Source organism: Halorubrum sp. Ea1, from assembly GCF_002252965.1.
Taxonomy (GTDB): domain Archaea; phylum Halobacteriota; class Halobacteria; order Halobacteriales; family Haloferacaceae; genus Halorubrum.
Genome location: NZ_NHPG01000034.1, coordinates 1 through 23,611 on the forward strand (window position 1 = coordinate 1; position 23,611 = coordinate 23,611).

Consider the following 23,611-nt stretch of genomic DNA (forward strand, 5'->3'; position numbering starts at 1 on the left):
GCGGCCGACCTCGCCCGCGTCGCGGACACCGGCGTCGAGACGTGGGCCCAGCACGTCTCGCCGAACGACCACGGCTCGCACACCGGGTCGACGCTCGCCGAGGCCGTCGCCGACAACGGCGCCGAGGGGACCCTCGTCAACCACTCCGAGAAGCGGCTGAAGCTCGCCGACGTCGACGGCGCCGTCCGCGCGGCCGAGCGCGCCGACCTGGAGACGATCGTCTGCGCGAACAACCCCGCGCAGGTCGGCGCGGCCGCGGCGCTCGGCCCCGACGCCGTCGCCGTCGAGCCCCCGGAGCTTATCGGCGGCGACGTCTCCGTCTCGACGGCCGACCCCGGGATCGTCGAGGACGCGGTCGCGGCCGCCGACGCGGTCGACCCCGACGTCGACGTGTTCTGCGGCGCCGGCGTCTCGACCGGCGAGGACGTGGCCGCCGCGGGTGACCTCGGCGCGTCCGGGATCCTGCTGGCCTCCGGCGTGGCGAAGGCCGACGACCCGCGGGCGGCGCTGGAGGACCTCGTCTCGGGGCTCTGAGCGCGGCGACCGCCGCGGGAGCGGGCCGATCGCCTCGCACCGGCCACCGTCGCAGGTCCCTGCGCTTGCGGATCTGTATAAAGACACCGGTGCGAGCAGTTCACACGATCGGCGAAACCGCACGACGTGAGCGGTATCAGCTGACCGACGAGATCGCGCCGTCTAGTAACCTTTAACCGACACAAGCCGCTAACTTTGGCTAAGATGGCGAGCAACAAGATCCTCGGTATCGACCTCGGTACCACCAACTCCGCGTTCGCGGTGATGGAGGGCGACGAGCCCGAGATCATCGCGAACGCGGAGGGCGACCGGACCACGCCCTCCGTCGTCGCCTTCGCCGACGACGACGAGCGGCTCGTCGGGAAGCCGGCGAAGAACCAGGCCGTCCAGAACCCCGACCGCACGATCCAGTCGATCAAGCGGCACATGGGCGAGGACGACTACACGGTCGAGATCGGGGACGAAGAGTACACGCCCGAGCAGGTCTCGGCGATGATCCTCCAGAAGATCAAGCGCGACGCCGAGGAGTACCTCGGCGACGACGTCGAGAAGGCGGTCATCACCGTCCCCGCGTACTTCAACGACAAGCAGCGGCAGGCGACCAAGGACGCCGGCGAGATCGCCGGCTTCGACGTCGAGCGGATCGTCAACGAGCCGACCGCCGCCTCGATGGCGTACGGCCTCGACGACGAGTCCGACCAGACCGTCCTCGTGTACGACCTCGGGGGCGGCACGTTCGACGTGAGCGTGCTCGACCTGGGCGGCGGCGTCTACGAGGTCGTCGCCACGAACGGCGACAACGACCTCGGCGGCGACGACTGGGACGAGGCGCTCATCGACCACATCGCCGACGAGTTCCGGAACGACCACGGGATCGACCTCCGCGAGGACCGCCAGGCGCTCCAGCGCCTGAAGGACGCCGCCGAGGAGGCGAAGATCGAGCTGTCGAACAAGAAGGAGACGACGGTCAACCTCCCCTTCATCACCGCGACCGACAGCGGTCCGGTCCACCTCGAACAGTCGATCACCCGCGCGACGTTCGAGAACCTCACCGGTGACCTGATCGAGCGCACCGTCGAGCCGACCGAACAGGCGCTCTCCGACGCCGGCTACGACAAGGGCGACATCGACGAGGTCATCCTCGTCGGCGGCTCGACCCGGATGCCGCAGGTCCAAGAGCAGGTCGAGGAGCTCGTCGGTCAGGAGCCGAAGAAGAACGTCAACCCCGACGAGGCGGTCGCGCTCGGCGCGGCCGTCCAGGGCGGCGTGCTCTCCGGCGACGTCGACGACATCGTCCTGCTGGACGTCACCCCGCTCTCGCTCGGGATCGAGGTGAAGGGCGGCCTCTTCGAGCGGCTCATCGAGAAGAACACCACCATCCCGACCGAGGAGTCGAAGGTGTTCACCACCGCCGCCGACAACCAGACTTCGGTCAACGTCCGCGTCTTCCAGGGCGAGCGCGAGATCGCCGAGGAGAACGAGCTGCTCGGCGCGTTCCAGCTCTCCGGCATCCCGCCGGCGCCCGCTGGAACCCCCCAGATCGAGGTCTCGTTCAACATCGACGAGAACGGGATCGTCAACGTCGAGGCCGAAGACCAGGGCTCGGGGAACGCCGAGTCGATCACCATCGAGGGGGGCGTCGGCCTCTCCGACGAGGAGATCGAAGAGATGCAGGAGGAGGCCGAGAAGCACGCCGAAGAGGACGAGGCCCGCCGCGAGCGGATCGAGGCCCGCAACGAGGCCGAGACGACGATCCAGCGCGCCGAGACCCTCTTAGAGGAGAACGAGGAGGACCTCGACGAGGACCTCATCGGCGACATCGAGGAGTCGATCGATGACGTCGAGGCGGTGCTCGAGGACGAGGACGCCGACACCGACGAGATCGAGTCGGTCACGGAGGCGCTCACGGAGGAGCTCCAGGAGATCGGCAAACAAATGTACGAGGGACAGGCCGCGCAGGCCGGTCCGGGCGGCGCAGGCGGCGCCGCCGGCGGTCCCGGCGGTATGGGCGGCGCGGGCGGTCCGGGCGGCGCGGGCGGTCCGGGCGGCGCGGCCGGCCCCGGCGGCGCGGGCCCCGACGGCGACGACGAGGAGTACGTCGACGCCGACTTCGAGGACGTGGACGACGACGAGGAGTAGCGTCGGCGCCCTCGCCTTCGGACGCGCCCCTTAACACGACCCAGCCACGAACGACCAATAACGAACGTAACGCATGAGCGAAGATTTCTACGACGTCCTCGGCGTGTCGCGGGACGCCAGCGAGGAAGAGATCAAGAAGGCGTACCGCAAGAAGGCCGCCGAACATCACCCGGACGTCAGCGACGACGACGACGCCGAAGAGCGGTTCAAGAAGATCCAGAAGGCCAAGGAGGTGCTCACCGACGAGGAGAAGCGCCGCCAGTACGACCAGCTCGGTCACGACCGCTTCACCGAGGCCGACAAGCGCGGCGCGACGGGCGGCGGCGGTCCCGGCGGGGCGGGCGGTCCCTTCGGGGGAGCCGGCGGCGCGGGCGGCGCCGGCGGGTTCGAGGACATCTTCAACCAGTTCTTCGGCGGCGGCGGTGGTCGCGGCGGTCGCGGCGGCCGCGACGATCGCCCCCGTCAGGGACGGGACCTCCGTACGGGGCTCACGATCGACCTCGAAGAGGCGTTCGAGGGGGCGACCAAGGAGGTCACGCTCACCCGCCCCACGGCCTGTGACACCTGCGACGGCGCGGGCCACCCGCCGGACGCCGACGTGCAGACCTGCCCTCAGTGTAACGGGCGCGGGCAGGTCCAGCAGGTCCAGCAGACGCCGCTCGGCCGCGTCCAGCAGACCTCGACGTGCCCGCGCTGCGAGGGCGAGGGCGAGCTGTACAGCGAGGACTGTTCCGACTGCGGCGGCGACGGCGTCGTCCGCGAGGAGGCGACGCTCTCGGTGGAGATCCCGCCGGGGATCCGCTCCGGCCAGAGCCTCCGGATGGAGCGCGAGGGCGCGCCCGGCGAGAACGGCGGGCCCAACGGCGACCTGCTCATCGAGGTCGACGTCGACATCGGCGACCGGTACGAGCGCGACGGCGACGACCTCCGCGTCAGCGAGGCGATCTCCTTCCCGCAGGCCGTCTTCGGCGACACGGTCGAGGTCGAGACGGTCGACGGCACCGTGGAGATGGACGTCCCCGCCGGCACCCAGAGCGGCGAGACGTTCCGACTGGAGGGGAAGGGGATGCCCCGGCTGCGGCGCCGCGGCCGCGGCGACCTCTACGTGCAGGTGGGCGTCGTGATCCCCGACTCGCTCAACGAGGAGCAGCGCGAGGCGCTGGAGGCGTTCGCCGAGGCCGGCGGCGAGGACATCGACGTCGGCGGCGGCTTCTTCGAGCGGCTGAAGAGCTCCTTCTAACGCACTCACCCCTATCAACCCGTAGTTTTTCCGGCGCGCGCCGCCTATCACGGTCCATGGGCTACGACACCACCGCCTACGACGACGTCGAACCGCGCGCGCCGGGGATGTACTTCCTCCGCGACGCGCTCGACTGCGAGAGCCTCGGCGTGACGGTCGTCGAGGCCGACGACGGCTGGGAGGGGATGGAGCACGACCACGCCGACGCCGGCCACGAGGAGGTGTACGTGCTGCTCCACGGCGCGGCGACGCTGACCGTCGACGGCGAGGCCGTCGAGCTCGGTCCGGGCGACGCCGTCCGGGTCGACGCCGACTCGACGCGCGACCTCGCCTTTTCGGCCGACGGCTCGCGGATGGTCATCGCCGGCGCGCCCTGACGCGAGCGCTCGACCCCGGACGGACCCGCCACTCCTCGTTTTTAAGTCGCGGCCGCCCCGAGTCGCGGACATGGACGTCGTCGGCGATATCCTCGCTCGCGACCGGCGGAGTCGCGACGTCGCGCTCGTCACGCCCGACGAGCGCGAACGCACGTATCGGGACCTGATCACCAACGGGTACAAGTCGGCGAACGTGCTCCGCTACCTCGGCGCGCGGGAGGGGTCGACCGTGGCAGTCGAGCCGGCGCCCGGGCTCCACACGACGCTCGCCTTCCTCGGCGCGGCCGCGCTGGGCGCCCCGGTCCGGTTCGACCCCGAGACCGGGATCGCGCGCGGCGACCGCGTCGTCCTCGTCGACGTGGCCGACGAGTCGACGACGGAGCCGGCCCCCGGCACCGGCCTCGCCGCCTTCGGCGGACCGCCGGAGCGACCCGAGACGACCCACTGGGAGCAGGAGCTGTGGAGCGAGAATCCGGGGATGCCCCCCAGCGGAGTCGGCCCGGACGACATCGTGCTGCGCGAGACGGACGGCGAGGGACCGGACCGGAGCGGGAGCGTCACTCACCGCGCGCTCCTCGACGCGGCCGCGTCGGTCGCCGGCGAGCACGGGCTCGAACCGGGTGATTCGGTGACGCTCCGCGGTGACCTCTCGGACCCGCGGGCGCTGGCCGCGGGCCTCGTCGCACCTCTCGCGGCGGGCGCGACGTCCGTCCTCGTGGGTGAGGAGACGGACAACGGCGAACCGACCGTGACCGTCGAGCGGGAGGACGGCGGCTCGCGACGGGTGGCGCTCCCGGCGCTGGGCGAACGCTAAGACAAAGCGACGAGAGCGGCGGCGGTCGCCTCAGTCGTCGGCCGGGTTCGGCGGCGCCGACCGGTCCCGCTCGTGGAGGTGACACGCCGACTCGTGGCCGGGCTCGTGGCTGGTCCGCTGGGGGACGCGTTCCTCGCAGGGGGTGGTGACCCGCTCGGAGAGCGTCGCCGCCGCCGCGTCGAGGTCGTCGCCGAGCGCCTCGTCGAGCGCCGCGTCGAGCAGCGACTCCATCTCGTCGGAGGATATCGTCTCCTCGAGGTCGAACTCGCGGCGGATCTGTCCTTTCACGGCATCTGGGGTGGCGCCGGTGTCGGTCCCGGTCCGGAAGTTCTCGCGGATCTGATCGACGTCGACGCTGTCGGCGGCGAGCGCGTCGCGGAGGTTCAACAGTCCACGCCAGCTCGACTGGTCGAGGTCGACGTCGTCCGGCTGGATCACCCTGTGACACCGGGTGTGGAACCGACAGCCCGACGGCGGGTTCGTCGGGCTCGGCACGGTCCCCGTCAGCTCGATCCCCTCGGCGGTCGAGCGCGGGTCCGGCGTCGGGATCGCCGAGAGCAACGCCTCCGTGTACGGGTGTTGCGGGTCGGCGAAGACGCGGTCCGTCGGTCCGATCTCGACGATCTCACCGAGGTACATGACGGCCACCCGGTCGCAGATCTCCCGGATGACGGACATGTCGTGGCTGATGAACAACAGCGAGAGGTCGAACTCCGACTGCAGGTCGGCGATGAGGTCGAGGATCTCCGCCTGAATCGAGACGTCGAGCGCGGAGACCGGCTCGTCGGCGACGATGAGCTCCGGGTTCAATACGAGCGCTCGCGCCAGCGCGATCCGCTGTTTCTGCCCGCCGGAGAACTCGTGGGGATAGCGGTCGTAGTCCTCGGGCGAGAGCCCGACGCGTTCAAGCAGGTCCTCCACGATCGCACGCCGCCGGTGGCGGTCGGACATGCCGTGGATCTGGAGCATCTCCGCGACCGCGCCCCCGACCGACATCCGCGGGTCGAAGCTGGAGGAGGGGTCCTGGAAGATCATCTGCGCGTCGCGGCGGAACGCCTTCAGCTCCCGGTCGTCGAAGCGCGTCACGTCGTTCGGGTGCGTGCCGTCGGCGTTCCGGGTCGCACCGCTCCGCCCGCCGCCGTTGAATATCACCTCGCCGCCCGTGGGCTCTTCCAGCCGGACGATGGAGGTGGCGGCGGTGGACTTCCCGCAGCCCGACTCGCCGACGAGTCCCAGCGTCTCCCCGGGAGCGATGTCGAAGCTGATCCCGTCGACGGCGCGAGCGGCGCCGACCTGTCGGTTCAACAGGCCCTTCCGGATCGGGTAGTGCTTCTTGAGGTCCCGCACCGAGAGGAGCGGCTCCTCAGTCATCGGCGGAGCTCACCTCCTCGCCGTCGGCGGTCGAGTCCGGAATCCCGTCGCGGACGACCGAGTCGTCGCGGCCGGGGCGGTAGTGGACGCAGGAGGCGCGCTGACCCGGGTTCACTTCGATCTCCTCCGGCTGGTCGCCGGTCACGCAGGCGTCGACCGCGTGCTCGCACCGCGGGGCGAAGCGACAGCCGTCCGGCGGATCGAGCGGATCGGGAAGGGTCCCGGGGATACCCCCCTTCTTCCCGCCGATCTCGGGGAGGCAGTTCAGCAGCTGCTGGGTGTACGGGTGCGCGGGGCGCTCGAAGATGTCGAGGACGTCGCCGCGCTCCATCACCTTGCCGGCGTACATCACGACGATGCGGTCGGCGATCTCGGCGACGACGCCCAGGTCGTGCGTGACGAAGAGGATCCCCATGTCGAACTCCTCCTGCAGGTCGTCGAGGAGCCGGAGGATCTGCGCTTGCACCGTCACGTCCAGCGCCGTGGTCGGCTCGTCCGCGATCAGCAGGTCGGGGTCGCCGACGAGCGCCATCGCGATCATCACGCGCTGCTTCTGTCCGCCGGAGAACTCGTGCGGGTAGTCGTCGAACCGCGAGCTGGCGTTCGCGATCCCCACCTTGTCCATCAGGTCGATCGCCTTCGCGCGCGCCTCCTCGTCGGAGACGTCGCGGTGGATCTGCAGCGCCTCGACGATCTGCCACCCGACGGTGTAACAGTGGTTCATCGCCTCCTGCGGGTTCTGGAAGATGTGCGCGATCTCGTAGCCGCGGATCTCGCGGAGTTCGGGCTCGCTCATCTCCAGCAGATCGCGGCCCTTGAACCGGACCGAGCCCCGGACGCGACCCGGCGGCTCCTTGACGATCCGCGTCACCGACTCCGTCGCCACCGTCTTCCCGGAGCCGGACTCCCCGACGATACAGACGGTCTCGCCCTCGTCGACCGAGAAGTCGACCCCGTCGACGGCCGTGAGCTCTCCGTTGTCGGTGCTGAACGTCGTCGTGAGGTCTTCGACCTCGAGCAGTGGTTGTCGGGTGGACATTATGCGCTCTCCGCCTCCGCTTCGGGGTTCAGAGCGTCCAGCAGCGCGTCGCCGATGAAGTTGAACGCCAGGATCGTCAGGAACAGCACGATGCCGGGCGACAACACGATCCACGGCGCGAACGCCAGGTCGCTCCGGCCCGCGGATATCAGCTGTCCCCACGAGGGGACCGCCGAGTCGCCGATCCCGAGGAACGCGAGCTGCGCCTCCGCGAGCAGGAAGCCGGGGATGAGCAGCGTGAGCTGCGTGATGATGCTGCTCGCCACGTTCGGGACGACGTGTTTCCGGACCACGCGGTAGGTGCTCGCGCCGCTGATCCGCGTCGCCTTGATGAACTCCTCCTCGGAGACGGACAGCGACTTGCTGCGCACGTACCGCGCGGTGCCGCCCCACGCGAACGCCGAGAACACGAGGATGAACATCCCCAATCCGGCGCCGTAGATGTACAGGATGAGCAGGAACATCAGGAACGTCGGGAACGAGAGGATGATGTCGACGAACCGCATCATCACTTCGTCGACCCAGCCGCCCGCGTACGCGCTGACGGTGCCGAACGTGATGCCGATCGCCGCGACGATCGTCGTCGTGATGAAGGCTATCTGCATGCTGATCGTCATGCCGTAGACGATGCCGGCGAAGACGTCTTTCCCGCCGCGAGTGGTCCCGAGCGGGTGCTGCCACGTCCCCTGACACCGTCCGTTCACCACCTCGCCGACGCAGTTCGCGACGTTCGCCTCGTCGATCGAGAGGAACACCGGCGGCTGGTGGCCGGTGAGGATGCTCTGCTCCGGCGCGCTGATCAGGAGCGGACCGATGAGCCCGCCCACGAACACGATCCCCAGCCAACCGAGGCTGACGACCGCGGGGCGGTTCCGCCTGAACTCCTTCCAGTAGTACCGCGTCATCCGCGGGTTCTGATACAGCGGTAAGATCAGGTAGAAGAAGAACAGGAACAGCGTGAACACGAAGAAGTAGTCCAGCGGGTCGAGGTTCCTGCTGAGTCCGATCGCCTGGAACGTCGCCTCGCGTTCGCCGACGAACTGGTAGTCGTACAGCCAGAGGAGCGCCAGCGGCAGCGTCGCCACCAGCATGCCGATCGAGTTTATCGACAGGTCGAACCGTCTCGACTCGGAGAGCTCGCTCCAGTCGACGCGGTCGAACTGCTCCGGTTTCTTCGTTGCCATTGTGAGTTATCTGTCGTCGTAGTTGATTCGCGGGTCGAGCACGGTGAACACCAAGTCTTCTAGCAGGTTGCCGACGACGGCAATGAAGGTGAACACCAGCGTCGATCCCAACACCAGGTTGGTGTCCTGCGAGATGAGCGCGTTGAACGTCAGTCTGCCCAGTCCGGGGATGCCGAACACGACTTCCACGAGCAGCGACGACCCGATGAACAGCGCCAACAGCTGCCCGACGAGCGTCGTCGACAGCGGGACCATCGTCGGCCGCATCACGTGGTAGGCGTACGCGCGCAGCGGCGAGACCCCTTTCGCCTTCGCCGTCTTCATGAAGTCGGAGTTCTGGAACTCCGCGGACTCGTTCCGCGAGACCCGCATCGTCGCGCCGATCGAGCCCGTGACGAGCACGAACACCGGCAGAATCAGCTGCCGGACGTTCTGCAGGCTGAACACGGGAGCGCTCGTGTCGTACGATATCGGGACGACCTCGAACCAGACCCCGAAGATCAGGAGCAGGATGATCCCGAAGAAGAAGTTCGGAATCGCGTACCCGAAGAACGCGAACCCGGTCGCGACGTGGTCGCGCCAGCTGTACATGTTCGCCGCGGAGTAGACGCCGACGAGCGGCCCGAGGGTTATGATTAGCACGGTCCACGGGATCGAGTACTGCGCGGTGTAGTAGAGCGCCTGCAGCAGCGCCTCGGTCACGGGCTGGCTGCGGCTCTCCGACCAGCCCCAGTCGAGCGTGTAAATGCTCCGGATGAAGTCCATGTACCGAACGTACAGCGGCTGGTTGAGCCCGCGGAGCTCGCGCTCTCGCTCGACCGCGGCCGAGGGGTCACCGCCCTGCAGCGCGGCCTGCGTCGCCGCCTCGCGGATCGCCGGGTTGGGCGCGGCCGCGAGCAGGAGGAACGTGATCGTGGTGATGATCAGCGAGACGACCACGGCCCACAGCACGCGTGCGCCGACGTACTTTCCGAATCCCATATTGATGACGTGGAAGTGTGAGAGACGGCGGCGTTACTGCTCGTATCTCCACGCGGGGAGGTTCCAGCCGTTCGAGAAGTTCTCGATGGGGCCTTCGAGCCCCTCGCGGTAGCCGACCGTGCTGTCGGGGAACGCGAGCATGATGTACGGCTGCTCTTCCGCGATGTTGACGAAGAGGTCGACGAGCGCGTCGGCCAGCTCCTCCTCGCTGGACGCCTGCCGGGCGTTGTCGAACAGCGTCTGCGCGTCGAACTCGGGGTAGTAGCCGACCGGGTTGTACGACCCGGTCGCGCCGTCGAAGAAGACGGCGTTCGTGAGGGGGTTCCGCGGGAACGTGTTCAGTCCGTACACGATCTCCATGTCCCAGTCCTCGTTCCCGGTGATGTTTCGCGGTCCGGGGTTCGTCGCGGTGGGCGAGGTCCACTCGACCTCCTCGCCGTCGACGGTGTCGACGAGCTCGTCAGGGACGCTGGTGACCTCGCCCTCCTCGTTCCGCTCGGGCGTGGGGAAGTCCGTCGTGGTGTAGTACTCCGTGTCGAACCGCGTGCCGTCGATGGCCTCGATACTCACGTCGATCCCGAGGTTGTTCCCGAGCTCCTGTGCGATGAACTCTCCCATCAGCTGCTCGGTCTCCTGGCCGGCGCTGTGGTAGAGGCTGAGCTGGACCTGGTTGCCGTCTGGATCGACCATCGTCTCGCCGTCGAAGCCGTACTCGTATTCGGACTGCTCGAAGGCGTCCTCCGCCAGCCCGCGGGCGTACTCGCTTCCGTAGCGGTCGCCGACGCCGAACATCGGGATGTTGTCCTCGGGCGGATAGAAGTTACTGAAGCGGGGCTGCCACGTGAAGTGCGTCTCCGCGAAGTCGCGGAAGACGCCCTGGATCAGGCTCTGCTTGTCGATCGCCGCGGCCATGGCCTGCCGGAACGGGATGTGCCGGAACATGTTTCCCGGTCCGGTCGTCCAGCCGTTGTCCCGCATGTTGACGGACAGCTTCTCGTTGTACGGCTGCGGGATCTGGTTGACGTAGATCTCGTCGTTGTCCTGATACTCCTGCACACGCTCGGGCGGGATAGCCGCTGAATCGACTTCGCCGGTCTCCAACGCGCCGAGTCGGGAGGCCTGTTCGCCGAGGACCTGGATCTCCGCTGACTCGAAGTACGGGGCCTCGTTGAAGACGTCCGGGAGGTCGTCGGCGTCCTGAAGGTAGTAGTCGTCGTTGCGGCTGTACTGGGTGCCGCCGTCGCGCTGCCACTCGTCGAGCACGTACGGGCCGAGGTTGCCGGAGAACTGGAGTTCGAGCAACTCCTCGTCCTGCCGGAGCCCCTCGGCGTCCTCCTCCTCGACGTACGGCTGGAGGAGATCCTGCGGGATGGGGTACAGGAGCGGCTCGTAGCTCTCGGGCCAGAGGAGTTGCGGGCTCTGGAGGGTGGCCTGAAACTCGTACTCGCCGGTCTGTTCCACTTCTACGCCCGTCCAGTACGTGGCACTGACCGAACTGGCCCAGCCCCCTTGGTGAACTTCCTGGATGAGATACACGAAGTCGCTCGCGGTCACCTCGCCGTACGGGTCGCTGAACTGGAGCCCCTCGCGGACCTCGAACGTCCACACCTCGCCGTCCTCGGTGGACATGTCGTAGAGCAGCGGGACGTACTCGTTGTCGGCGTTGAACGTGTACCCCTGGTCGAGCGCGCGAGCGATCGCGTTCCCGGCGCCGTTTTCGTCGTTGTATATCGGATTGAGCGTCGTGAACGAGGCCGCGGCGGCCGTCGCGTACGTCGACGTGTCGGTGCCGCTGTCCTCGCCGTCGCCGCCGTCCGTCCTGTCGTCCCCGTCGGTCCCGTTCCCGGTCTCCCCGTCGCCGCCGTCACCGCCGTTGCCCGAGCAGCCGGCGAGCGCGGTCGCACCGCCGACGCCGAGCATGGAGAGCCACTGTCGACGTCCGAGACGCCGACCGTCTTTGCCACCGTCAGTGTGTCGCCGTGACATACCACGAGACAGTGAGTGTACGCACTAAAAACCTCAGATGTTCAGATAGATACGGCGAATAACCGCTAAAGACGGCCTTATACACCGTATAAACGGTCCACTCGAGAGTAGTTTATAAACGAACAGGCACATCGTGTCGTCGACACGAGACGTTCGGGCAGTCCGGTTCGGCCGGCGGGCGACCCGGATCCCAAAGCCCCTAAGCCGCGCCGGTGAACTGGGCGGTATGACCGATATCCACCCGCACCAGCGCGTCGCGGTGCTCGCCGACTCGCAGAACCTGTACCACTCCGCGCAGAGCTTCTACTCGCGGAACATCGACTACTCCGGCCTGTTGGAGGCCGCGGTCGACGACCGCGAGCTCGTCCGGGCCATCGCGTACGTGATCCGCGCCGACTCCCCGGAGGAGGAGAGCTTCTTCGAGGCGCTCCGCGACATCGGCTTCGAGACGAAGATCAAGGAGATCAAGACGTTCGCCGACGGCTCCAAGAAGGCCGACTGGGACCTCGGGATGAGCCTGGACGCCGTCTCGCTCGCCAGCCACGTCGACACCGTCGTGCTCTGTACCGGCGACGGCGACTTCGCTCGGCTCTGCTCGCACCTCCGCCACGAGGGCGTCCGCGTCGAGGCGATGGGGTTCGGCAACTCCGCCGCCGAGGAGCTGATCGAGGCCGCGGACGACTTCGTCGACCTCGCCGAAGAGGAGGAGACGTTCCTGCTGTAACCGTCGGCCGGATCAGTGTTTCGCCGCAGCGTCACCGAGCAGCCCCGCGATCGCCCGTTCGACCGTCTCCGCGGCCGCGTCCACCTCTCGCACGCGGACGTACTCGCGCTCCGAGTGCGCGACCGCGCCCGCGTCGTCGGCGAGGTCGCCGGGGCCGAACACGACCGTCGGCGCCGGTGCGAAGTACGACGCCTCCGTCGCCGCGCCGAAGGGGCGCACGGATCCCCCGCGGTCGGTCGCGAGCCCGGTCGAGTCGGCCGCCGCCCGCGCCGCGCCCGCGACCGCGTCGACTAGCTCGTGATCGGGGGGCGTCGAGAACGCCTCGAAGAAGGGCGACTCCCGGTCGGTGAGCGCGACGTCGACGCCGACGTCCTCCGGGACCCGCGCCCGCACCGCGGCCGCGAGCGCCGAGCGGAATCCCTCGGCCGTCTCCGGCGGGACGCTCCGCCGGTCGACGGTGATCTCGCAGTCCGCCGGCACCTGGTTCGTCGCCTCCCCGCCCTCGATGACGGTCGGCGTGAGCTTCGGCGGGCCGAGCTGGGGGTGCTCGTCGGCGTCCGCGTCGAAGGTCCGGACCGCCTCGAGCGCGCCCTCGGCGGCCGCGACCGCGTTCGCGCCGGCGAACTCCGCGGCGTGCGCCGCGGTGCCCGACAGCTCGACGGTACCCTGGAACCGCCCCTTCGCGGCGGTACACGCGTCGAGCCCGGTCGGCTCGCCGACCAGGAACAGGTCGCCGTCGAGCCGGTCCTCGGTCCCCGGCAGCCGCCCCGTCAGCGCCGCCGCCCCGAGCGACAGGGTCTCCTCGTCGGGCGTGAGCGCGAGCGTGAGCCGGCCGCGCTCCGGGGCGGCCGAGAGGAACCCGGACAGGAGCGCGGCGAGCGGTCCCTTTGCGTCGCACGCGCCGCGCCCGCGGATCACCTGGTCAGGGGCTCCGCCGTTCGATGCGGAACCCAATCGCTCGTCCTCCCCGGCGACGCCCCGCTCGAACGGGACGTGCGGCGTCACCGTGTCGAGGTGCGTGTTCGCAACGAGGTGCGGCCCCGCGTCCGGCGCGGGCGAGCGCTTCTCCGCGAGCACGCAGCCGCCGGCGACGACCTCGCTGTCGACGCCGTGCCGGTCGAGCGTCTCGACGACCAGGTCGCGCATCTCGTCGACGGACTCGTGAGAGGGGGTCCGAACGGCGCGCTCGAGGAAGGAGACGGGATCGAACGAGGGGTCGCTCATCGCGGGTCGGCGGGCAGGCTCCCGGTGAACTCGTGGGCGACCGGACCGGTCAGCGTCGCGTGGCCCGCGTCGGGCACCGTGATCTCGAGTTCGCCGCCCGGCGGGCGGCTCACGGCCGACTCGCCGTCGATCAGGCCGAGCCGGCGCGCGGTGGCGACGACCGCCACGGCGCCGGTGCCGCAGGAGCGCGTCTCGCCCTCGACGCCGCGCTCGAAGGTGCGCTGGTCGAGGACCGCCGGCCCGTCGCCGCTCCCGTCGTCGACGACCGCCGCGAGGTTCACGTTCGCGCCCTCGGGGAAGACGTCGGCGTGGCGGACCGGCGGAGCGACGGCGTCGAGGTCGACCGCGCCGATGCCCTCGGGGCCGTCGCGGCCGCCGTCGACGAACGCCACGGCGTGGGGGACGCCCGTGTTCACGGCCGTGACGGTCAGTCCCGCGACCGGTTCGTCGATCAGCGGTTCGTCGCGGGCGACCGGGACCAGACGGGGGTCGAACGTCGGCTCGCCCATCTCGATGGTCGCCGCGGTCGCGTCCGCGTTCACCGAGGCGCGCCGCGTGCCCGCCTGCGTGTCGATCATGAACTCGCGGTCGCCGGTCCGGTCGTGGGCCCACCGGGCGACGACGCGCGCGCCGTTGCCGCACATCGTCGCCGTCGAGCCGTCGGGCTGGACCAGCGTCATCACGACCCGTGTCGGGTCGAACCGCTCCTCGATACTTAAAAAGAGGACGCCGTCCGCGCCGCGGCGGCCGGCGGGCGCGTCGCCTCCCGTGCCGTTCGCCGCGGCCGCGCCGCGGTCGGCGTCGAAGTCCGCCCCGTTTACGCCCGTCTCGCGGTCGCAGTGAGCGCGCGCGAACCGCGCGCGGTCGCCGACGCTCTCCGCGGTCGCGTCGACGACGAGGAAGTCGTTGCCCGTGCCGTGGTACTTCTCGATCGGGACTGCGTGGGTGCTCATCGCTCCCCCTCCGTCTCGGGCGCCGCCGTCGCTCCTGAACGGTCCTCCGTCCGTTCGGCCGCCGTCACGTCCGTCAGGCTCTCTCGTCGTCGGGCGACCGTCGCGGTTCCGTCGTCGAGCGCGACCTCCGCCGGCCGCGGTCGTGAGTTGTATTGGCTCGCCATCTCGTATCCGTACGCGCCCGCGATTCCGACCGCGAGGAGGTCCCCTCGGGCCGGATCGGCGAGCGCTCGGTCTCTACACAGGGTATCACCGGTCTCACAGATAGGTCCGGCGACCGTGACAGGGGTTGCCTCCCGCTCGTGGGGGGACGGGGCGTCGCTCCCGTCGCCGCCCCGTCCGCCGCCGAGGTTCCTGATCGGGTGGTACGCGTCGTACATCGCCGGACGCAGCAGGTCAGTCATCCCGGCGTCGACACCGACGACGCGATCGTCGGAGGTCGGCTTCACCGTGTTCACGCGCGTCAGCAGGACGCCCGCGTCGGCGACGACGTACCGGCCGGGCTCGATCGCGAGGTCGGCGCCCGCGGGCAGCGGTGCGACGGCCTCTCGGGTGGCCGCCGCGACCGCACCGAGGTCGAGCGGCGGCTCGTCCTCCTCGTAGGGGACGCCGAACCCGCCGCCGACGTCGACGTACTCGAGGTCTAGGGGGGCGGGCGCGTCGCCGTCCCCGGCCGCGTCGCCGTCGGGCTCCGCGAGCTTCCGCGCCAGCGCTCCCATCCGCGAGACCATCTCGCGGTGGCTGTCCAGCTGGTCGGGGTCGATGCCGGAGCCCGCGTGGGCGTGGACCCCGACCACTTCGAAGCGCTCGGCGGCGTCGCGGGCCGCCTCGGCGGCGCGGTCGTACGGGATCCCGAACTTCGCCGCGCCGCCGGTCCGGACCTTCGCGTGGTGGCCCGCGCCGACGCCGGGGTTCACCCGGACGCAGACCCGCCCGTCGTAGCCCCGCTCGGCGAGCCGGTCGAGGGTGTCGACCGCGCCGACAGTGACCGTGAGGGCGGGCTCCGCCTCGGCGACGCCGACGACGTAGTCGAGGTCGCGGGCGGGCGGGTTGACCGCGGTGTAGTGGAGCCGCTCGCCGCCGAAGCCGGCCGCGAGCGCGCGGTCGACCTCGCCGGCCGAGGCGCACTCGGCGTCGAGCCCGGCCTCGCGGACCGCTTCGAGGACCGCCCGTCCGGTGTGGGCCTTCACCGCGTATCGGACGTCGGCGTCGGGGAAGGCGTCCCGGAGGCGCTCGCAGTTCTCGCGAACGCGGTCGAGGTCCTGCGCGTACAGCGGCGTGCCGTGCTCGGCCGCGAGGTCGGCGAGGCGGTCGGCGTCCCAGTCGCTCACGCGTCGGGCCGGGGGGTCGCCGTCGGCGGCGACGGGGCCAGCGGCGGAGTCGCCGTCGGCGGATTCGTCGGACGATCCGCCAGCGTCGCGGTCGCTCATTCGCGGAGGGCGTCCTCGCGCCGCGTCGCCTCCAGCGTGTCCTCCTCGACGTGGGTCGCGACGACCGCGGGCTTGTACGCGCCGCCCTCGAACAGGTCGTGGTCGCCCACGGAGGACTCCACCATCCGGGTGAACGCCCGGCGGTCGGCCGGGAGGTGGCCGTAGAGGACCTCCTCCTCGACGAGGTCGTAGACGGGGATCCGCGGCGTCAGGAGGGTGTTCTCGCCCACGATCGAGTTCTCGCCGACGCGGAAGCCCGAGGTGACCCGGCAGCCCGCGCCGAGCGAGACGCCGTCCTCGACGACGACCGGCGCGTCCTCGACGGGTTCGAGGACGCCGCCGATCAGCGTGTTGGCGCCGAGCTTGACGTTCTCGCCGAGCTGGGCGCAGGAGCCGACCGTGTCGCAGGAGTCGACGAGGGTGCCGTCGCCGACGTGCGCGCCCATGTTGACGAACGAGGGGCTCATCATGATGCAGTCGCTCCCGAGGTACGCGCCGCGCCGGATGACGGTGCCGTCGGGGGTGTTGCGGGTCCCGCGCTCGCCGAGGTCGGCGGTGTCGCGGAGCGGGAGCACGTCGTAGTAGGTGACGCCGCCGTGCTCGCGGGGCTCCGTCTCGCGCAGGCCGAAGTTCAGCAGGATGCCTCGCTTGACCCACTCGTTGGCCTCCCAGGTGGTCACGTCGTCGCCGGTCTTCTCGGCTGCGCGGACCTCGCCCGCCTCCAGCGCGGAGAGGAACTCGTCGATCACGGCCGCGTCTTCGGCGGTGGCGTCGGCGGCGGTCAGTCCCTCCTGATAGCGGTCCCACAGATCGGATACGTCGGATTCGAGCGTCATTGCGTAGTGTAAGGATGAGTGTCGGTATTTATTCGTCGATATGCGGATGCTTCGTAGTTATTCGTTTCCGGCGTCGAGCACGTCGTCGAACCCGTACCAGCCGGGGTCGCGGCCGGCGAGCCAGGCGGCGGCGTCGAGCGCGCCCTCGGCGAACACCCCGCGGTCGCCGGCGCGGTGCGTGAGCTCCAGCGTCTCGCGGTTCCCCGCCACGAGCACCTCGTGTTCGCCGGTGACGTCGCCCGCGCGCCGGGCGTGTACGCCGATCTCGTCGGGTTCGCGCGGCGCGTCGCCCTCGCGCCCGTGGACGCGCTCGTCGAGGTCGTCGCGGACCGACTCCACGTCGTCGAGGATCGACTTCGCGGTGCCCGAGGGGGCGTCGCGCTTCCCGTTGTGGTGCGTCTCGGTGAGCTCCACGTCGTAGCCGGGGAGCGCGGCCGCCGCCTCCCGGACCGCGCGGCGAAGCGCGGCGACGCCGCGCGCGAAGTTGGACGCCTTGAGCACCGGGACCGCGTCGCTCGCGGCCCGGAGGCTGTCGAGCTGTCCCCCCTCGAAACCGGTCGTCCCGGTGACGAACGGGACGCCCGCGTCGGCGCAGGCCCCGGCGTACGCGACGGCCGAGGCCGGTCCGGTGAAGTCGACGAGGACGTCGGGGGACTCTGCCGCGAGCAGCTCCCCGAGCCGGTCGGCGTCCTCGACGTCGACGCCCGCGACGGGCTCTGTCGCGGTGCGGTTGACCGCGACCGCGACGGCGACGCCCTCGCGGTCGGCGGCCGCCTCGATAACCTCGCGGCCCATTCGGCCGCCGGCGCCGGTGACGGCGACGGAGAGGGAGTGGGAGTCGGCCGCGCCGCCGCTCATTCGGCGCCCCCCGTTGCGGGCTCGACGACCTCCGGTTCGACGGTTCCGGGCGCGGCCTCGTCGTACTCGGCGAGCAGGTCACGCAGGACGTCGCGGCGCTCCTCGGAGAGCCGCGAGAGCGGCGAGCGGACCAGCGGCCCGCCCCGGTCGCGGATGTGCATCGCCTCCTTCACCGGAATCGGGTTCGTCTCGGCGAACAGCTCGCGGACGAGCGGCGAGAGCTCGTGGTGGAGCGCGCGGGCGCGGTCGTAGTCGCCGGAGAGCGCGGCGCCGACCATCGCGCAGGAGCGCTCCGGCTCGACGTTCGCAACGACGCTGATAGTGCCGGTGCCGCCGATGGAGAGCACCGGGAGCGTGAGCCCGTCGTCGCCGGAGAGCACGGAGAAGGACTCCTCGCGGGTGCGCTCGATCACCTCGCTGATGAGGTTCAGGTCGCCGGAAGCGGCCTTGTACCCCTGGATGTTCGGGTGCTCCGCGAGCTCGACCGTGACGTCGACCGGGATCGACTGACCGGTCCGACTTGGGACGTTGTAGACGATCTGTGGAAGGTCGACCTCGTCGGCGATCGTCCGGTAGTGGTTCAGGAATCCCTGCGCCTCCGGCTTGTTGTAGTACGGGGAGATGAGGAGGAGGCCGTCGGCGCCCGCGTCGGCGGCCCGCCGGGACAGCGAGAGCGCCTCGGCGGTGTTGTTGGAGCCGGTGCCGGCGATGACCGGGATGTCGTCGAGCGCGTCCCGGACCGTCTCGATCACGTCGACGTGCTCGTCGTGAGTCATCGTCGCCGACTCGCCGGTGGAGCCGACCGGGACGACCCCGTCGACGCCCGCGCGTTCGAGGTGCCGGGCGTTGTCGGCGAGCTGCGCGTGGTCGACCTCGTTATCGTCGGTGAACGGGGTCGTCATCGCGGGGTACACCCCCTCGAAGGGCTCGGTCGTCTGGTCTCGGTCCGTCTCGGTTCGGGCTCCGTAGGGCGTCGTGGTGGTCGCGTCTGTCATGGGTGCGCTGTGGGTGTCTGCGGTCGGTCGAACGCTGCTGCCGTCTGCGGTCGGCCAGTGTTCGTGGTCGTCTGCGGTCGGTCGGGAAACGAACGGTGCGCGCGGGTCGGGGGTCGTCCGGGACGGGGTCGCCACTCCTGCCGGCGGACGGCTCACGCGCGTTTTTTCGAGAAGAGCCGCGTCGCTGACGGCCTCGGCGAGCCGCGTCCGGACGCGGGTCGGATCACACCCGTACTGGACGCCTGTACCGCTTATAAGTTGTGTCTGTGGTCGAAACTGCCGCCCGGCGAGGCGCGCTCCCGGGACGCCGCGCCCGGACCGGGCACGCACACCTTTTAGGTCGCCGACGCGTCTTCACCGATCTCATGACCGATCCCGCCGAGTCGTCGACCGACCCGGACGACCCCGTCCCCCCGAGCGACGGCGCCGCGACCGACCCGGATATCCGTCCCGACACCGACGCCGACCGCCACGAGTACGACCCCGAGGCCGACCACGCCTTCCCCGACGACCGCCTCAACGAGATGCTCGACCGGATCGCCGCCGACGCGGAGATCACCGCGTACCTGGAGGCGCAGAACGTCAACCCCGTCGACCGGAAGGGGTACAACGACCACGGCGCCAAGCACGTCGAGATCGTGCGGGACCGCGCGCTCCGGCTGTACGACCTGTTGAAGGACGGCGGCGTCGAGTTCAACGGCGCTCGCCAACAGGGGCTCGACGAGGCCGACGAGCCGGTGGTCATCGCGCTCGCGGCGACGCTCCACGACATCGGCCACGTCGTTCACCGCCACGATCATCCGTACTACTCGATCCCGCTCGCGGCCGACCTCCTCGACCGCCTCCTCCCCTCCTTCTACGACGTCCCGGAGCAGGTGCGCGTGAAGGCGGAAGTGCTCCACGCCATCCTCTGTCACCACACGGAGGAGCAGCCGCTGACGCTGGAGGCCGGGGTCGTTCGGATCGCCGACGGGCTCGACATGGAGCGCGGGCGCTCGCGGGTCCCCTACGAGGAGGGCGGGCGCGGAATCAACACCGTTTCCTCGCAGGCGATCCAGCGCGTCTCGCTGCGGGAGGGCGAGGAGACCCCCGCGCAGGTCGTGATCCGGATGAACAACGCCGCGGGCGTCTACCAGGTGGACTCGCTGCTGAAGGCGAAGATGGAGGGGTCGCTGGTGGAAGACCAGATACAGACGATCGCGATCAACACCCACAGCAACAGGGACGGGTCGGAGTCGATCGTCGACCGGATCGAGCTGTAGGCCGGCCGCCCCGTGTCGCGGATCCGGGTCGTTCCGCGTCGCGGATCCGGCCGCGCCGTGTCGTAACGGCTTTGCGCGTGGCCGGAACAGTGCGGGTATGACCGACGCCGACGCGCTGGCGGACTTACGGACCGGCGCCGACTACCAGTTCGGCGCCGGCGCGGGCCGCGCCCTCTTCCCCCCGGACGACCCGTTGACGGTCCGCCGGTCGAGCGGCGGCCGCCCGCGGCAGGTCATCGTCGGCGACGTCGACGACACCCCCGGGAGCTCCGAGGGCGACCGCCTCGTCTCGTACGGCACCGACGGGCGCTTCACGCTCGGGGTCGCCGGCGGCCGGCGGCTGCGGGAGGCGTTCGACCAGCCGCGACACCGGATGGTCGTCGGCGAGGAGAGCGAGCCGTTCGTCCGCGAGGGGCGCAACGCCTTCGCGAAGTTCGTGGTCGCGGCCGACGACGGGATTCGCCCCGGCGACGAGGTGCTCGTCGTCGACGAGGCGGACGCGCTGTTCGCGGTCGGCCGCGCGGAGCTCTCCGGCGCGGAGGCCGAGGCGTTCGCGAGCGGCGTCGCGGTGAAGGTGCGGAACGGGGTCGGCGGCGGCGACGCGGAGTGACGGAACCGCCGGCGACGCCGTCGGCGACCGAAACGACCATTCCCCGCCCGCGACACGCACGCGTATGCACGTCGTCGTCAACGCCGCCCAGAGCGTCGACGGGAAGCTCGCGACGCGGCGCCGGGAGCAGCTCCGCATCTCGGGCCCGGAGGACTTCGACCGGGTCGACCGCGTCAGAGCCGCCGCGGACGCGGTGCTCGTGGGCGTCGGGACGGTGCTCGCCGACGACCCGCACCTCACCCTCGACGAGGAGGACCGCCGCGTCCAGCGCCTGCGGAACGGCCGCCCCGGCCATCCGGCCCGCGTCGTCGTCGACTCGCGAGGGCGGACGCCGACCGACGCCCGGATCCTCGACGACGCGGCGACGACGTACCTGCTCGTCTCGGCGGCGACGACGGAGGAGCGCCGCGCGGCGCTGGAGGCGGCCGGCGCCGAGGTCGTCGCGGTCGAACCCGAGACCGACGACGGTCACGTCGACCTCGCCGCGGGGTTCGCGGCGCTGGCCGACCGCGGCGTCGACCGCCTGATGGTCGAGGGGGGCGGCGAGGTGATATACTCCTGTTTCGCGGCCGACCTCGTCGACGAGCTCCACGTCTACGTCGGGTCGATGGTGATCGGCGGTCGCGGCGCCCCGACGCTCGCCGACGGCGAGGGGTTCACCGAGGCGTTCCCGCGGCTTGACCTAACCGACGCGGAGCGGTTCGACGACGGGGTCGTGCTCTCGTACGAGGTCCGCGACGACGCGTCGTGAGTCCCGCGTGAGACCGCGGCGCCCGTCCGGCGGGGGCCCGGTAGACGTTTCATAAATACTGATGGGTGTGTGATCGGTCAGCACGGATCGGCGGGTATACGGCCCGTGCTACCGGGTTACACCCGATTCACCGAAGTCTTTATATGTCGGCCGGCGGTAGAATCTGGTACCAGAACGCCTCCGGCGCTGGTAGGATCGCACGCTGAAATGAACGGGAGCTCTTGTGAACGGCCCGACGCACGACGGCGAGCACCAGCCATCCCCGGAGCGGTGATGGAGAGATAAAAAATGGTAACGAAAGACGAAGTCATCGATCAGTACGACATCGAACCGATGGACGAAGCGGACAACGTAGACCTTTCCGAGGACGACCTCGACAACGGGTCGAAGGGACAGCTCATCAAGCGCGCCGGTCAGCTGCGAGACCGACGCAACGAGCTGAACCAGATGGCCTCCGAGCGCGCCTCCAAGCGCGACGACCTCAACGCGAAGACGCGCGAGAAGGTCGACGAGGCCCAGGAACACCGCGAGAAGCGCGACGAGCTCAACGAGCAGGTCCAGGAGCACAAGGACAAGCGCAACGAGCTCAACGCCGAGGCCAACGAGCTGTTCGACGAGGTCGAGGAGCTCAAACAGGACATGGAGCTCGGCTCCGGCAAGTCCATCGAGGAGCTCAAAGAGGAGATCGAGGACCTCGAGTTCCGACAGCAGACCGAGGTTCTCGACGCGGAGGACGAGCGCGAGCTCATCGAGAAGATCGACGAGAAGCGCGAGAAGCTCGCCGAGAAGAAGGACAAGGTCGACGACACCAGCGAGCTCGACGAGCTGGTCGAGGAGGCCGAGGAGGTCCGGTCCGAGGCGTCCCAGCACCACCAGAAGGTGACGGAGCTCGCGGACAAGGCCCAGGAACACCACAACCAGATGATCGAGGCCTACCGCGAGGCCGACGACATCCGCGACGAGGCCGACGAGATGCACGAGCTGTTCGTGGAGGCCCAGGAGGCCGCCGACCGACACCACGAGGACTTCGTGCGCGTCCAGAAGCGCCTGCGCGAGCTCGACAAGGAGGAGGAGCGCGAGCGCAAGGACGAGCGCGCGGAGAAGCGCGAGGAGGAGAAGGAGGAGGCCGAGGAGATCTACCAGAAGTTCAAGGAGGGCGAGACGCTCGACACCGAGGACCTGATGAAGCTCCAGAAGACCGGCCTGCTGTAACTCGGACGACGATTTCCCCCGGTTTTGCGGCTTTTCCGATTCCCCCAGCGACGGCTCCGAGCGCGGCGGAGGCGGTCGTCGCTCGCGCCGGTCCCCGCGGCGACCCGTAGCGCCACCATATAAACGGGCGCGCCCCCAACCGACGGTATGGAGAGCGACGCGCGTTCGGACGGACGGAACCTCCTCGCGGCCGCCGTGATCGGCGCGACGGCGACGGTGGCCGGCAGGCGGATCGTCGCCCGGCTCACCCGCGGTCGGTTCGGTGACGCCGAGGAGTACAACGCGGCGAAGGTGACGGTCTCCGGACCGATCGTCCGGAAGAGCGGCCGCCCCTCGCCGCTGTCGGGACCGGGCGGGACGACGGCCGACGACGTCGTCGAGCAGATCGAGGCGGCCGACGAGGACGAGGACGTCGAGGCGCTCGTCGTCGAGCTCAACACGCCCGGCGGCGAGGTGCTCCCGAGCGACGACATCCGGCGCGCGGCCGCCGGCTTCGACGGCCCCACGGTCGCGTACGCGACCGACACCTGCGCCTCCGGCGGCTACTGGATCGCGAGCGGCTGCGACGAGCTGTGGGCGCGCGACGCGAGCCTCGTCGGCTCCATCGGCGTCGTCGGCTCCCGGCCGAACGCGGCCGGACTCGCCGACAAGCTCGGGATATCCTACGAGCAGTTCACCGCCGGCGAGTACAAGGACGCCGGCGTCCCGCTGCGCGAGATCGAGGAGGACGAGCGGGAGTACCTCCAAGGGATCATCGACGGCTACTACGACCAGTTCGTCGAGACCGTCAGCGAGGGGCGCGACATGGACCCCGGGGCGATCCGGGAGACCGAGGCGCGGGTGTACCTCGGAACCGACGCCCTGGAGATAGGGCTCGTCGACGAGCTCGGCACCGAGGACGACGTCGAGGACCGGCTCGCGGAGCTGATCGACGCGGAGCCGGAGATCCGCGAGTTCACGCCCGAGCGCGGGCTCGCGGAGCGGCTCGGCATCGGCGCGGAGCGCGTGGCGTTCGCCGCCGGCAACGGCGTCGCGAGCGCCTTCACGAGCGAGGGGGGCGAGGTCGACGTCGAACTGCGGTAGGCCGCGCC

General features: G+C 70.1%; 22 protein-coding genes. 11 read left to right on the forward strand and 11 right to left on the reverse strand.

Annotation, left to right across the window (positions count from 1 at the left end; genetic code table 11):
• From tpiA to DJ73_RS05000, 5 genes are all read left to right on the forward strand, one after another.
• Window positions 1–534 (forward strand): triose-phosphate isomerase (tpiA, locus tag DJ73_RS04980; RefSeq protein WP_094557427.1); only part of this gene is annotated, 534 nt, incomplete at its 5' end.
• A gap of 204 nt (window positions 535–738) precedes the next feature.
• Entirely contained in the window at window positions 739–2,673 is a 1,935-nt protein-coding gene (gene dnaK, locus DJ73_RS04985) for a molecular chaperone DnaK (protein WP_176451077.1), read from the forward strand.
• Between the two features lie 73 nt (window positions 2,674–2,746).
• A complete protein-coding gene (gene dnaJ, locus DJ73_RS04990) occupies window positions 2,747–3,913 on the forward strand; it encodes a molecular chaperone DnaJ (protein ID WP_094557429.1) in 1,167 nt (388 codons plus the stop codon).
• A 56-nt stretch (window positions 3,914–3,969) separates the two neighbouring features.
• A complete protein-coding gene (locus tag DJ73_RS04995) occupies window positions 3,970–4,290 on the forward strand; it encodes a cupin domain-containing protein (protein WP_094524892.1) in 321 nt (106 codons plus the stop codon).
• Between the two features lie 70 nt (window positions 4,291–4,360).
• Window positions 4,361–5,104: a hypothetical protein gene (locus DJ73_RS05000; RefSeq protein WP_249269085.1), complete on the forward strand. Its 744-nt coding sequence runs from the start codon at window positions 4,361–4,363 to the stop codon at window positions 5,102–5,104.
• Between the two features lie 30 nt (window positions 5,105–5,134).
• Here DJ73_RS05000 and DJ73_RS05005 read toward each other — a convergent pair whose 3' ends face one another.
• Genes DJ73_RS05005 through DJ73_RS05025 form a run of 5 tightly spaced genes read right to left on the reverse strand, consistent with a single transcriptional unit; the run spans window position 5,135 to window position 11,665 of the window.
• Entirely contained in the window at window positions 5,135–6,475 is a 1,341-nt protein-coding gene (locus tag DJ73_RS05005) for an ABC transporter ATP-binding protein (protein WP_094525937.1), read from the reverse strand.
• Window positions 6,468–7,514: an ABC transporter ATP-binding protein gene (locus DJ73_RS05010; RefSeq protein WP_094557430.1), complete on the reverse strand. Its 1,047-nt coding sequence runs from the start codon at window positions 7,512–7,514 to the stop codon at window positions 6,468–6,470. Before DJ73_RS05010 ends, DJ73_RS05005 begins: the two co-directional genes overlap by 8 nt.
• A complete protein-coding gene (locus DJ73_RS05015; RefSeq protein WP_094524895.1) occupies window positions 7,514–8,698 on the reverse strand; it encodes an ABC transporter permease in 1,185 nt (394 codons plus the stop codon). Before DJ73_RS05015 ends, DJ73_RS05010 begins: the two co-directional genes overlap by 1 nt.
• Before the next feature lie 6 nt (window positions 8,699–8,704).
• Window positions 8,705–9,679 (reverse strand): ABC transporter permease, encoded by a 975-nt coding sequence (locus DJ73_RS05020; RefSeq protein WP_094557431.1) that lies wholly within the window; start codon window positions 9,677–9,679, stop codon window positions 8,705–8,707.
• Between the two features lie 33 nt (window positions 9,680–9,712).
• A complete protein-coding gene (locus tag DJ73_RS05025; protein ID WP_094557432.1) occupies window positions 9,713–11,665 on the reverse strand; it encodes an ABC transporter substrate-binding protein in 1,953 nt (650 codons plus the stop codon).
• A gap of 226 nt (window positions 11,666–11,891) precedes the next feature.
• Between DJ73_RS05025 and DJ73_RS05030 the strand changes: the two genes are divergently transcribed.
• Window positions 11,892–12,389, forward strand: coding sequence for an NYN domain-containing protein (locus tag DJ73_RS05030; protein WP_094524898.1), 498 nt, complete (start codon window positions 11,892–11,894; stop codon window positions 12,387–12,389).
• Window positions 12,390–12,401: 12 nt separating this feature from the next.
• Here DJ73_RS05030 and DJ73_RS05035 read toward each other — a convergent pair whose 3' ends face one another.
• Genes DJ73_RS05035 through dapA form a run of 6 tightly spaced genes read right to left on the reverse strand, consistent with a single transcriptional unit; the run spans window position 12,402 to window position 18,685 of the window.
• On the reverse strand, window positions 12,402–13,613 hold the full coding sequence (locus DJ73_RS05035; RefSeq protein ID WP_094557433.1) for a M20/M25/M40 family metallo-hydrolase: 1,212 nt from the start codon (window positions 13,611–13,613) through the stop codon (window positions 12,402–12,404).
• Window positions 13,610–14,566, reverse strand: a complete 957-nt coding sequence (gene dapF / locus DJ73_RS05040; RefSeq protein WP_094524900.1) for a diaminopimelate epimerase — start codon at window positions 14,564–14,566, stop codon at window positions 13,610–13,612. The genes DJ73_RS05035 and dapF overlap by 4 nt, the downstream gene beginning before the upstream one ends.
• On the reverse strand, window positions 14,563–15,996 hold the full coding sequence (gene lysA, locus DJ73_RS05045; protein ID WP_094557434.1) for a diaminopimelate decarboxylase: 1,434 nt from the start codon (window positions 15,994–15,996) through the stop codon (window positions 14,563–14,565). The genes dapF and lysA overlap by 4 nt, the downstream gene beginning before the upstream one ends.
• Window positions 15,993–16,832 (reverse strand): 2,3,4,5-tetrahydropyridine-2,6-dicarboxylate N-succinyltransferase, encoded by an 840-nt coding sequence (locus DJ73_RS05050; RefSeq protein WP_094557435.1) that lies wholly within the window; start codon window positions 16,830–16,832, stop codon window positions 15,993–15,995. The genes lysA and DJ73_RS05050 overlap by 4 nt, the downstream gene beginning before the upstream one ends.
• Window positions 16,833–16,889: 57 nt before the next feature.
• Entirely contained in the window at window positions 16,890–17,690 is an 801-nt protein-coding gene (dapB, locus tag DJ73_RS05055; RefSeq protein ID WP_094557436.1) for a 4-hydroxy-tetrahydrodipicolinate reductase, read from the reverse strand.
• Window positions 17,687–18,685 (reverse strand): 4-hydroxy-tetrahydrodipicolinate synthase, encoded by a 999-nt coding sequence (gene dapA, locus DJ73_RS05060; RefSeq protein WP_094524904.1) that lies wholly within the window; start codon window positions 18,683–18,685, stop codon window positions 17,687–17,689. Before dapA ends, dapB begins: the two co-directional genes overlap by 4 nt.
• A 365-nt stretch (window positions 18,686–19,050) precedes the next feature.
• Here dapA and DJ73_RS05065 point away from each other — a divergent pair, with 365 nt between their 5' ends.
• From DJ73_RS05065 to sppA, 5 genes are all read left to right on the forward strand, one after another.
• Window positions 19,051–19,947: an HD domain-containing protein gene (locus DJ73_RS05065; protein ID WP_094524905.1), complete on the forward strand. Its 897-nt coding sequence runs from the start codon at window positions 19,051–19,053 to the stop codon at window positions 19,945–19,947.
• A 97-nt stretch (window positions 19,948–20,044) separates the two neighbouring features.
• Window positions 20,045–20,557: a PUA domain-containing protein gene (locus tag DJ73_RS05070; protein WP_094524906.1), complete on the forward strand. Its 513-nt coding sequence runs from the start codon at window positions 20,045–20,047 to the stop codon at window positions 20,555–20,557.
• Between the two features lie 64 nt (window positions 20,558–20,621).
• A complete protein-coding gene (locus DJ73_RS05075) occupies window positions 20,622–21,308 on the forward strand; it encodes a 2,5-diamino-6-(ribosylamino)-4(3H)-pyrimidinone 5'-phosphate reductase (RefSeq protein WP_094524907.1) in 687 nt (228 codons plus the stop codon).
• A 288-nt stretch (window positions 21,309–21,596) separates the two neighbouring features.
• The gene (locus DJ73_RS05080) at window positions 21,597–22,520 is read left to right on the forward strand and encodes a coiled-coil protein (protein ID WP_094524908.1); all 924 of its coding nucleotides are present in this window, start codon (window positions 21,597–21,599) and stop codon (window positions 22,518–22,520) included.
• Window positions 22,521–22,667: 147 nt separating this feature from the next.
• Window positions 22,668–23,603, forward strand: coding sequence for a signal peptide peptidase SppA (sppA, locus tag DJ73_RS05085; RefSeq protein WP_094525929.1), 936 nt, complete (start codon window positions 22,668–22,670; stop codon window positions 23,601–23,603).
• Window positions 23,604–23,611 lie beyond the last annotated feature (8 nt).